The sequence below is a fragment of the Streptomyces sp. NPDC025638 genome, assembly GCF_055558775.1.
The window spans coordinates 1-9,867 of sequence record NZ_JBVHLX010000054.1 but is presented as its reverse complement, the minus strand read 5'-3'; the positions used below and the strand labels follow the sequence as shown (position 1 = coordinate 9,867).

At 67.9% G+C, this 9,867-nt stretch carries 9 protein-coding genes; 7 read left to right on the top strand and 2 right to left on the bottom strand.

All coding sequences use genetic code 11. The features are described from left to right. Positions 1-392: 392 nt before the first annotated feature. The 6 genes from ACZ4EG_RS46345 (at position 393) to ACZ4EG_RS46320 (ending at position 4,981) form a co-directional block, all read left to right on the top strand. Positions 393-962 (top strand): DinB family protein, encoded by a 570-nt coding sequence (locus tag ACZ4EG_RS46345; RefSeq protein WP_467795025.1) that lies wholly within the window; start codon positions 393-395, stop codon positions 960-962. 107 nt (positions 963-1,069) lie between these two features. Then, positions 1,070-1,810 carry a hypothetical protein gene (locus tag ACZ4EG_RS46340; protein WP_467795024.1) on the top strand — a complete coding sequence of 247 codons (741 nt, stop codon included), beginning with the start codon at positions 1,070-1,072 and terminating at the stop codon, positions 1,808-1,810. After that, positions 1,740-2,378: a hypothetical protein gene (locus tag ACZ4EG_RS46335; protein WP_467795023.1), complete on the top strand. Its 639-nt coding sequence runs from the start codon at positions 1,740-1,742 to the stop codon at positions 2,376-2,378. Before ACZ4EG_RS46340 ends, ACZ4EG_RS46335 begins: the two co-directional genes overlap by 71 nt. After that, positions 2,375-3,256, top strand: coding sequence for a hypothetical protein (locus ACZ4EG_RS46330; RefSeq protein WP_467795022.1), 882 nt, complete (start codon positions 2,375-2,377; stop codon positions 3,254-3,256). The genes ACZ4EG_RS46335 and ACZ4EG_RS46330 overlap by 4 nt, the downstream gene beginning before the upstream one ends. 12 nt (positions 3,257-3,268) lie before the next feature. Continuing rightward, positions 3,269-4,459, top strand: a complete 1,191-nt coding sequence (locus tag ACZ4EG_RS46325) for an amidase domain-containing protein (protein ID WP_467795021.1) — start codon at positions 3,269-3,271, stop codon at positions 4,457-4,459. A gap of 42 nt (positions 4,460-4,501) precedes the next feature. Beyond that, complete coding sequence (locus ACZ4EG_RS46320) at positions 4,502-4,981, top strand: hypothetical protein (protein ID WP_453555329.1); 480 nt, start codon at positions 4,502-4,504, stop codon at positions 4,979-4,981. Between the two features lie 134 nt (positions 4,982-5,115). Here the strand turns inward: ACZ4EG_RS46320 and ACZ4EG_RS46315 are convergent, their stop codons facing one another. Next, complete coding sequence (locus tag ACZ4EG_RS46315) at positions 5,116-5,571, bottom strand: HNH endonuclease (protein ID WP_467795020.1); 456 nt, start codon at positions 5,569-5,571, stop codon at positions 5,116-5,118. 358 nt (positions 5,572-5,929) lie between these two features. Here ACZ4EG_RS46315 and ACZ4EG_RS46310 point away from each other — a divergent pair, with 358 nt between their 5' ends. After that, the gene (locus ACZ4EG_RS46310; RefSeq protein WP_467795019.1) at positions 5,930-8,422 is read left to right on the top strand and encodes a helix-turn-helix transcriptional regulator; all 2,493 of its coding nucleotides are present in this window, start codon (positions 5,930-5,932) and stop codon (positions 8,420-8,422) included. Between the two features lie 22 nt (positions 8,423-8,444). Here the strand turns inward: ACZ4EG_RS46310 and ACZ4EG_RS46305 are convergent, their stop codons facing one another. Next, positions 8,445-9,767, bottom strand: a complete 1,323-nt coding sequence (locus ACZ4EG_RS46305; RefSeq protein ID WP_467795018.1) for a TolB family protein — start codon at positions 9,765-9,767, stop codon at positions 8,445-8,447. Between the last annotated feature and the right edge of the window lie 100 nt (positions 9,768-9,867).

Below are 9,867 nucleotides of genomic sequence, written 5' to 3'. Positions count from 1 at the left end.
CGACATCTCGAAGCGTGGAGAACGGCCGCGTCCGCTGTCCCGGGAAGAGCCGCAGATCAGCAGGTCGGGTGACCTGCGACGATAAACGCCAAGCTGAGACCGAAGCGCCTTGAGTGTCTAACTGCGTGACACCGCCGACATACAGCGGCGGACAACCGCGGACGCTGTGGACCATCACAGCAGTTGAGAGCCAATCAACTCAAGGTCAAGCCCCCGCCCAAGTTGCTTCGGGACGAAGAGGTCGTGGGTTCAAATCCCGCCCCCCGACAGGTGAAGCACCAGGTCAAGCCTCAGCATCCTCACCCCTCCGGTCATTTAGGTCAGAATCTGACCTCCACGCCCCCTAGCGTCCTCCTTGCCCGGCGGAACACGAACCACGGAAGGCAGCGACCATGAGCGAGACCGTGACTGTCAACGAACTGGCCACCCACGACTCGGCCCATGAGCCGACCGCCACCGGCGAGCGCGCCGACTTGCTGGAGGCCCTGGCCAAGCATCGGCACTTCCTGCGATTCACCACCCGTGACCTCACCGACGAGCAGGCCGGGCGCCGGACCACCGCCAGCCAGCTGTGCCTGGGCGGCCTGATCAAACATGTCACTGCGGTCGAGCGAACCTGGGCGCAGTTCATCCTGGACGGCCCGTCGGCGATGCCCGACTTCACCACCATGACCGAGGCCGACTGGGCCCGACGGGCCGACGAGTTCCGGATGCTGCCCGGCGAGACGCTGACCGGCGTGCTCGCCGACTACGCCGAGGTAGCCCGCCGAACCGACGAACTGGTCGCCACCCTCCCCGACCTGGACGCCACACAACCACTACCGAAGGCCCCGTGGTCCGAGCCGGGCGCGCGATGGTCGGCCCGCCGGGTACTGATGCACATCACCACCGAGACCGCCCAGCACGCCGGCCACGCCGACATCATCCGCGAGTCCCTGGACGGCGCCAAGACCATGGGTTAGCCAGCGGCGCGGCAGGGCGTATCGCCCCCTACATGGGGGCGATACGCCCTGTGACCCCGCAAACACCTTTGCCTCACGATCCGCGGGTCAGGGACGTCAGCAAGGCGATGAACATCGCGCCGAACGAGCCTGGGCTGCTGGACAAGTTGGGCGACGCTTTCGTCGACATCGGCAAAGCCCTGAGCAACATCGACGACATCATCGCCGAAGCCGTCAGCGCAACCGTGGCCGACGCGGTCAAATGGCTCGCGAAGCACGCCAATTCCATCGCCGCCCTTGGCGACGTCCTCGCAACCGTGGGTGCCGCGCTGGGCGCGATCTCGGTCGCCATCCTTCTCATCGCCCCGGTTGCAGGTCCATTTGCCCCAGCGTTCGCCGCCGCTGCGACAGGCGTCGGGGTCGCCTCAGGTGCCTTCGCGCTCGGCGCACTGGGACTGCACGCCACAGCCCGTGCTGTGGGCGGCGACTCCGTGGTCTCCAATCGGACGCTGGCCCAGGACGTGCTCGGCGTTCTGCCGTTCGGCGGCGCCTTCAAAGGCGTCTCCAGGGTGGTCGCGGCCGGCCGCGCGGCAGATGCTGCCGCCAACTTCGGCCTGGTGGACACCGTCGCGTTCTTCATGGGAGATCCGACCGCGCTCGGGTACTTCGCCCCGAAGAACGACCGACAGAGCCTCGAAGCGGCGCTCCCGGGCGGCGATCTCCTCGTGGCATTCGAAAACGCCTGGAAGCTGGCAGCGAGAAGGACAAGTCAGCCCAGCAGGGGAAGTGAGCCGCACGATGAAAGACGCAGAGATCCTGGCCCTCTTCGACGGGCGAGGTCGTGCCGAGTTCCTGCTCGGAGGCTTTGAGGGCAGGCACTCCAACAGAATCACGGCGATCGGCTACGAACTCGGCTACGACCTCCAGGCGACCGAGATGCCGAGCAAGAGCACGATGCGCCTCTTCTTCGTGCGGAACGACTCTCCAACGGCGCGCCTACGTGCCCAGCAGGCTCAGGGCCGATTGCGCGCGGGGGGCCCGCTTCTGCAGACGTGGGCAGCCCCTGCCGCACAGCCCGGGACAACCGTGCCCGTCACAGCCGTCGATATGGCGTCGACGCGAAGAGGACTCGCCGCCTACGAGGCCAACGGGGTGAAAGGATTGGCTGTCTTCATCGGCCTGCTCAGCCTCGGGTGCTTTCTCCTCGCGTGGGCGCTGCGCGACAGGCCGGGCGCTGCCCTGGCCATGGTGGTTCTCGGCATCCCGTTGGCCGTGGCCGCGGCCTTGATCCCCAGATGGACGAAGCGCTGGTACGAGAAGAACCGACGACTGGTGGATCTCTACGACCAACAGCGAGCCGGCCAGGTGGGGCCTCCCCCGCCCGCGCCGCCTCCAGGGCCCTCCAATCGGCACTCCGGCGAAGGCTGCAAGCAGTGATAAGAGTCGATTTCTCGGTGCCCGCCGAGTTCGAAGAGGTGCCGCTGGGCATGGACTTCGAAGCGGCTTGGGCCGAGGTGAACGCCCGAGGAGTGTATGGATCCGTGGCAGCTGAGGCCGAGCAACAGTCCCTGACGGAAATGGCCCGGACCCTGCAACGGATCTCCCCGTTCCTGGATGAAGCCGGCGTGGTGTATGCGGCCAACTGCCTGCACTCCTTCGAGGGCGAGGTTTCGCTGGGCTCGCTCGCGGTCGCAGTCGTGGACTACTCCTACGGCGACAACGCCGCCACAGCGGCACGAGGAAGTCTGCGCGGCATCCTCGACTCACGCGGAGACGGCTGGACCGGATCGGTGATCGACGCTCCGTGCGGCCAGGCAGCCGTCCTCACTGGCGGCCAGAGCTATGTCCTTCCTCCGGCCTTCTCGCCGACCGGTGAGGAGACCGAGATACTCACAGCCCAGTTCCACGCCGTGATCCCTGTTCCGCAGAGGGTTGGAGACGGACAGCGCATGTGCCTGATGGCCTTCTCCACGCCCCAGATCACCCACTGGGAGAAGTGCTACGCCCCGATCATGGCTCATGTCCTGCGGAGCCTTCGCTTCACCGAGGAGAGCCAAGGCGACGGCAGTGATGACGTCACCTCGCTGGCAGTGTCCGCCAAGACTCCAGGAGACGACGCGCCCCAGCCGGCAGAAGCCGCCGCTCCCGCTGCCGGTTCCCCGTACGGCCGATCTGCCTGCCCATCGCCTCTGTCGCACGAAGGCGCTTTCTCGATCGGGAATCAGACATTCCGGGATCAAGAACCCGTCAGATGGGAACGCTACGTTCGAATGGGCTCTCTTGGGATGCAGGCTGACCCCGACCAGTCAGCTTGACCAGGGGGTTTCATGCGCACCGCGCAGCACAGACAGGCGCTCGCCGTAGTCGCGACCACGGCGGCAGCGATCCTCGCGCTCGTCGACATACCGGCGCACGCTCAGCCATCGGCTTCAGCCGTGCCGCCCACGGCGAGCGCAGACAGCGCCGAACTCGCTCAACTCGCCGAAGGCTACCTGCAGCAGCGCGCCGACATGCTGACGGCTTCCCGCCCGTCGGCACGAGCCGCCATCGCCCACGTCCAGGCCACACGTTCCATGACGGCCCGTGTGGAGGACGATCTCGCCGCTCTCGCCAAGAAGGGCGAGCGGTACAAGGAGGTCGACGGCGGCTACACGAAGGCTCAGGTCGACGTGAAGGCCGGAGACCTGACCGTCTCCGGCCAGTCGGCGACACTGCAGCTCACCGAGCACACGCGCCTCTATCTCCCGTTCACACCGCAGGAGGTCGAGGAGGGCGCACCGGAGTACGAGGAGCTGTCGCTCCCGCACACGGTGAAGTTCACCCAGGGCTCCGACGGCGCCTGGCTGCTCTCGTCCGACAAGGCGGACGCGGAGGGCGGGCCGACGCCGACAACACAGGTCACCGACGCTGACCCGGACGCCGGTCCCGACGCCGGGGGTGGCAAGCCGGACGAGGACGAGGGAGGCAAGGAGGCCCCGTCGTCCACCGAGCCGCTGCCCGACAGCGGCGCCGACGCCGTCGTCAAGCCGGCGGCCTCCGCCAGCTACAACTACGACAAGATGGTGTCGTACGCCAACAAGTACTGGGACCACCACAACGACGCCTACCGCACGTACAGCACCGACTGCACGAACTTCATCTCGCAGGCCATGCTCGCGGGCGGGTGGCGCCCCGCAGGCGGCTCCATCATCCAGCGCACCAGCAACAAGTACTGGTTCTACGGACCCAGCACGCTGTGGACGTCCTACACGTGGGCGGGTGCAGAGAACTGGTACTGGTTCGCGTCGAAACACTCAAGGAGAACCAAGCTCCTCAACAACGTGTGGAAGCTGGAGAAGGCGGATGTTCTCCAGGCCGACTGGAACCGCAACGACAACGTCGACCACTCGATGATCGTCACGAAGAAGTACCGGGGCACCCCGTACCTGACGTACCACACCGGCGACACACACAACAAAAGCCTGAGCAAGCTCCTCTCGGACCACCCGCGTACCTGGTGGTACGCGCACCGCACGTGACAGGCTGCTGCCCCCCTCACAGGAGATACATAGGAGTGTGCTGTGAAACGTCGACGGCTTCTGGCCGTGGCGGCCGCCCTGGTTGTCGCATCCGGCTGCTCATCCAACGACAGCGATGAGGCCAGCCCTGGAAATTCGGAATCCTCACCATCGAGTTCGGCATCCTCCGACGGGGCACGCAAGGCCGTCGAAGCCTACGTGCGTGCCCTGAACTCCCGGAGCGCGAAGGCACTGATCGAAGTCGGCGGAGTCAAGGACGAGAAGTGGTCGAGGAAGGAGGCCGCACAGATCCTCGCAGACCGAGGCGGCCGAGACTGGAAGATCAAGGACTTGCAGATCGACCACGACATGGGCCCGGACACCGGGTCCGCCCGCCTCGTGGCCGAGGACAAGACAGGCAAGTCGCTGAAGGACACCTTCACCGTGACGCGGGAGAAGAGCACCTGGCACCTCGTGGTCTTCACGCACCAGTCGCCTGAACCGGGCAAGGATCCCGCCTCAACTGACAAGTTCCATAGCTGACCGCTCCGTTGGCGTCGGCCTGCACCCTCGGCCGGGTGCAGACCGACCAAGGCATCCGCGACAGCCCGTAGTAGTGGGTGGCTTGCCGGCTGCGGCTCACGGGAGACCATGACCGAGGATCCCTGTGACGCAGCTCAGTCGTCGATGCCGCCCATGATCTCGGCAGCCAGGGCGACGGCATCCGCGTCAGGCACCCGGCCCCGTCGCCCTGGTCCGTGCTTGCCATGGAGCACACGATCCGCCAGCCGTTCGGCCGCAGCGAGCGCCGCCTTCTGCCCCCAGTTGTAGGAGTCGCTGTTGCAGAACTGATGGGCCAGGGCGATGTTGTCCAGAGTGTCCGTGCCACCTGCCACGATCTCGACGAGGTGATGGACGCTCGGGGAAGAAGGAGGCGCGCTGCGCGACAGATGCGTTCCTCGGCCAAGTTCAGGGCGGACTGGGCCTTGGTATCCCCTCGCACTGGCGGTGTCCTCAACCGACGCGTACCGAAAGCGGCGGCGCCCGCACGGCCGAGGTGACGCGCTCGGGATGACGAGGCGCGGACTGCCGCAATCGCTACGGGGGTTCCGCAGTCCGTAGCCAGAGATCATCCGAGCATCTTGTACGGACTGGTCCCACAGAGGCCCCGCGCTCGCTAGCCTGTGCTCAGTGGAGCCTATAGAGCCCGCGTAGACGGCCGAGGGCCCCGACCTCTGATGGGCGCTGGGCCTTCGTCGCCCCCTAGGAGTCTGCGGTGCTCACCGCTTCGGCGACCGCAGCCGGCTCCCTCACCCTCGTGCCCACGAGTTCGTGGGGCCCTCATGGGAACGTCATGGGAACGGAAGGCCGTGTAAAGACAGGGAACGATCGGGCAGGGGCGGAAGACCGCGCCACGCTGACCAGCAGGAACAGTGAATCCAGGGAAAGGCCATCACAGACAGGGAAGGCATAGGGCCTCTCCTAAAGCGGGTGTCGCAGGTTCGAATCCTGCCGGGGGCACCATGCCTGGAGCTGGTCGCCGAGCCGTCCGGGCTGGTGCTCGTCTTCGACGATCTGCACTGGGCGGACGAGGGTTCGGTCGAGCTGCTCGACCACCTTTTGCGCCACCCGCCCCAGGCACGGCTGGTCTTGGCATTGGCGGGCAGGCCCCGGCAGACGTCGCTGCGGCTGTGGCACGCGCTGTCCCGCGCCGCGACCGACGGGGTGGCCGAGCTGCTGGAACTCGCGCCGCTGAGCCAAGCCGATGCCAGCCACCTCATGCCGGAAAGGCTGGGCCGTTCCCGACGGGAAGAGCTTTACCAGGCCAGTGGCGGAAACCCGTTCTACCTGGAAGCCCTGGTGCGGGCCGGTGAGCGGGGTATCGCCGTCGGTGATGCGGCGCTCCACCCCGACGGGGCGATCCCGGTGGCGGTCCACGCGGTGCTCGCCGCCGAGTTGGCCGCGTTGACCCCGCAAGAGCGGGTCGTCGCGCACGCCGCCGCGGTCGTGGGTGACGACTTCGAGGCTGATTCGCTCGCTGAAACAGCGGCAATGGACGCCGGGTCCGTGCTCGCCGCGCTCGACCGGCTCGCCGAGCGTGACCTGGTGCGGCTGGACGGGGCGACCGGCCGGTTCCGGTACCGGCATCCGCTGGTGCGCAGCGTCGCCTACCAGGACGCCGGTCCTGGCTGGCGGCTTCAGGCACACGGCCGGGCCGCGTCGGCACTCCGGAGCCGGGGCACGCCGCCGGCCGAGTTCGCCCGGCACGTGGAACGATCCGCCGTCCGCGGTGACCTCGATGCGGTCGCGGCGCTCACCGAGGCGGCCGAGGCGACGATGCACACCACGCCGACGACCGCCGGGCACTTCCTGCGGGCGGCCATCCGGTTGCTCCCCGACTCGGAGTCGGCCACGCCGCAGCGCCTGATCCTGCTCGGCCGGCTGGCACACACACTCGGCGCCACGGGCGACCTGCGGCAGGCCAGGGAAACCATGCACGAGGTGCTGCGGCTCCTGCCTGCCGAACTCACCCAGATCCGGGCACAGACAGCGCGGGCCTGTGCGACGGTGGAGCAGATTCTCGGGCGCTACACCGAGGCCAGAGCGATGCTGCACAGCGAGTGGAAACGCGTCGAAGGTGTTGACGCCCACTCGGCGGCCGTCCTGCTCGTCGCGCTCGTTGCCGGTGAAAGTGTCGAGCGCGAGCACGGACAGGACCGGGTGGCCGAGGCGATCGCCGCCGCGCGGGAAGTCGGGGATCCGATGCTGCTGGCGACGGCGTTGTCGGCCGCAACGCTCATCGACCGGCGGGCGGACCGGCTGGACGAGGCGGCCGCACTCCTGGACGCGCTGCCCGACAGCGACCTGGTCCGCGACATCGATGCGGCGTTCTGGCTGAGCTGGTCGGAAGTCTCCGCCGACCGGCTCACGGCGGCGAGCCGGCACATGAGCCGTGGCCTGCAACTGGCTCGCGCGAGCAGGCAGTCCCACAAGATCGCGCTGCTGACCGCGATCCGCGGCATGGTGCATGCCTACCTCGGCGAGCTGGCGGCGGCGACGAGCTGCTTCGACGACAGCCTGGAGTCGGCGGAACTGACCGGCAGCCAGGAGCTGCGCGTCATGGCGTTGACCTTCGGGTGCTGGATCACCGCCTGGCGCGGCGACCTGGCCGAGGCGATCCGCCTGGGTAAGGAGGCCATCGTCGTCGACGACCAGGCGACGGCCATGAGTTCCTGGCGCAGTGGCCAGGCCGAGGCGATGCTGGCGCAGGCGATGTTGCACTCGGGTGATCCGCACGCTTGCATCGAGCTGCTGCTCACCAGTGGCGGTGGGGCCGAGCTGCCCGCGGTGGGCCTGCGCACCAGGCCATTGGTGTACCTGATGCTCACGGAGGCGGAGGTCGCGGCCGGCCGGGTTGCCGCGGCCGCGGCATGGGCCGACCGAGCGGAGGACGCGGCCGGTCAGCTCGAGCTTCCGCTGCGCACCGCCATGGCACAGCAGGCCCGCGCGATCGCCACGCTACCAACGGATCCGGCGGCAGCCGCACCGCTCGCTGTCGCCGCTGCCGGCACGTTCGGCCGGATCGGGGCGGCCGTGGAGGCCGGGCGGGCGCACTTGCTCGCCGCGACGGCGTTCGGCGGCAGCGGGGCGATCGACCAGGCCCGTGCGCACCTCGTGTCCGCCCGCGCGTTGTTCACCCGGTGTGACGCGCAACTGTTCCTGCCGCAGGTCGCGCGCGAGGAGCGGCGCCTGAACGCGCGCGGCCCCCGGCCCGAAAGCCGCGCCGAGCGGTTCGACTTGACCATCCGTGAGGTCGAGATCGTCAACCTGGTCTCGGACGGCCTGACCAACCGGGACATCGGCCTCCGGCTGCATTTGAGTCCCAAGACCGTCGAAGTCCACCTGGGCCGGGTCTACGCGAAGGTCGGCGTCTCCGGTCGTGCTGCTCTGGCCGGCGTGTGGGCCGCCGCGGCGCGTGCTTGAGGACGCCACGGCGGCCAACAACTCAGTTGCCGAGGTCGCGTACGTACAGGTTGAACTTCCGGCTGGTGCCGCCACCGCCCAGGTTCGTCGCGCTGGTCGTGAAAGCGACGTGGTGGCCGTCGGCCGAAATCGAGGGGCTGTAGCTGTACCCATCGCTCTGCGAGCCGTCATTGGCGACGCTGACCCTGGTCGTGGTGGCGGTCACCCGGTCTCGCACGAACACGTCCCAGCTTGAGTTCGTGTCGCCGGTCACCAGCTTGTCCTCGCCGGACACGAACGCGATGTAGCGGCCGTCGGCGGAGAGCGTCGTCCGCTCCTGGCCGGGGGTTCCGCTGTCGCTCAGGCCATCGGGGCCAAGGTTCACCTGCGTCGTCGTCCGGGTAACCCGGTCGTACAGGAAGATGTCGGTGTCGATCGGACCGCCGGTGTCGCCCGCCACCAGATTCGACGCCGTGGATTCGAACGCGACGTAGCGGCCGTCGGCCGAGATGGTCGCCGTGCGACTGGCGGAATTGCCTTCGTTGCCGTCGGGACCGACGCTGATCCGGTCGGTGTACCCGGTCAGCTGATCGTGCACGAACACGTCGTCCGCGTGGTTGTTGTCGGGGAACAGGGACAGTGTCTTCGCCCCGGAGGAGAAGGCGACGTAGCGCCCGTCTGCCGAGATCGACGGCAGTTGGCTGATGTCGTCGCCCTGGCGACCGTTCGAATCGACGCTGACCCTGGTGGTCTCACCGGTCTGCCGGTCGCGCACGAAGACGTCGTGGATGTCGTTGGTGTCGCCGAACACCAGGTTCGACGCGGGAGAGTCGAACGCGACGAACCGGCCGTCGGCGGAGATCGACGGATGGAAACTCTCACTGTCGCTCTGCTCGCCGTGCCTGCCGACGCTGACCCTGGTCGTCTCACCGGTCTGCAGGTCGTGCACGAAAATGTCGCGGTAGCGGTTGGTGTCACCGGCCACCAGGTTCGTCGCGAAGGACTCGAACGCGACGTAGCGACCGTCGGCGGAGATCGACGGATTCCGGCTCACGTTGTTGGCCTGGTTGCCCGCGGAGTCGACGCTGACCCTGGTGATGACGCCGGTCTGCCGGTCGCGGACGAACACGTCGTCCGCTCGGTTGGTGTCGCCAGCCACCAGATCCCTTGCCAGCGAAGTGAAAGCCACGTAGCGGCCGTCGGCGGAGATCGACGGCCCGCTGGCGGAGTTGCTGATCGGTGCCGTGCCTGCTGGCCCCGGTTCGGCATCCGTGGCATGCGCGACGCCGCCCGACAACAGCGCCGCGACGATTCCCGACGCGAGCACTGCGCGCCCTGCGTTGCGGATTACGGAGAGACGTCTCATGGGTGTCCCTAAGAATGTTGGCCGGTCCGGGAGGACCGGGTATGGCTGATGGGTGTTTGCCGTTGATGGCTCGGAAGGAATGGCCGCCCGGTCCTCCGGG

Coding starts and splice junctions, on each gene's coding strand:
- ACZ4EG_RS46345 (WP_467795025.1), top strand. CDS start 393: ATGAGCGAGACCGTGACTGTCAACGAACTGGCCACCCACGACTCGGCC.
- ACZ4EG_RS46340 (WP_467795024.1), top strand. CDS start 1,070: ATGAACATCGCGCCGAACGAGCCTGGGCTGCTGGACAAGTTGGGCGAC.
- ACZ4EG_RS46335 (WP_467795023.1), top strand. CDS start 1,740: ATGAAAGACGCAGAGATCCTGGCCCTCTTCGACGGGCGAGGTCGTGCC.
- ACZ4EG_RS46325 (WP_467795021.1), top strand. CDS start 3,269: ATGCGCACCGCGCAGCACAGACAGGCGCTCGCCGTAGTCGCGACCACG.
- ACZ4EG_RS46315 (WP_467795020.1), bottom strand. CDS start 5,571: ATGATCTCTGGCTACGGACTGCGGAACCCCCGTAGCGATTGCGGCAGT.
- ACZ4EG_RS46305 (WP_467795018.1), bottom strand. CDS start 9,767: ATGAGACGTCTCTCCGTAATCCGCAACGCAGGGCGCGCAGTGCTCGCG.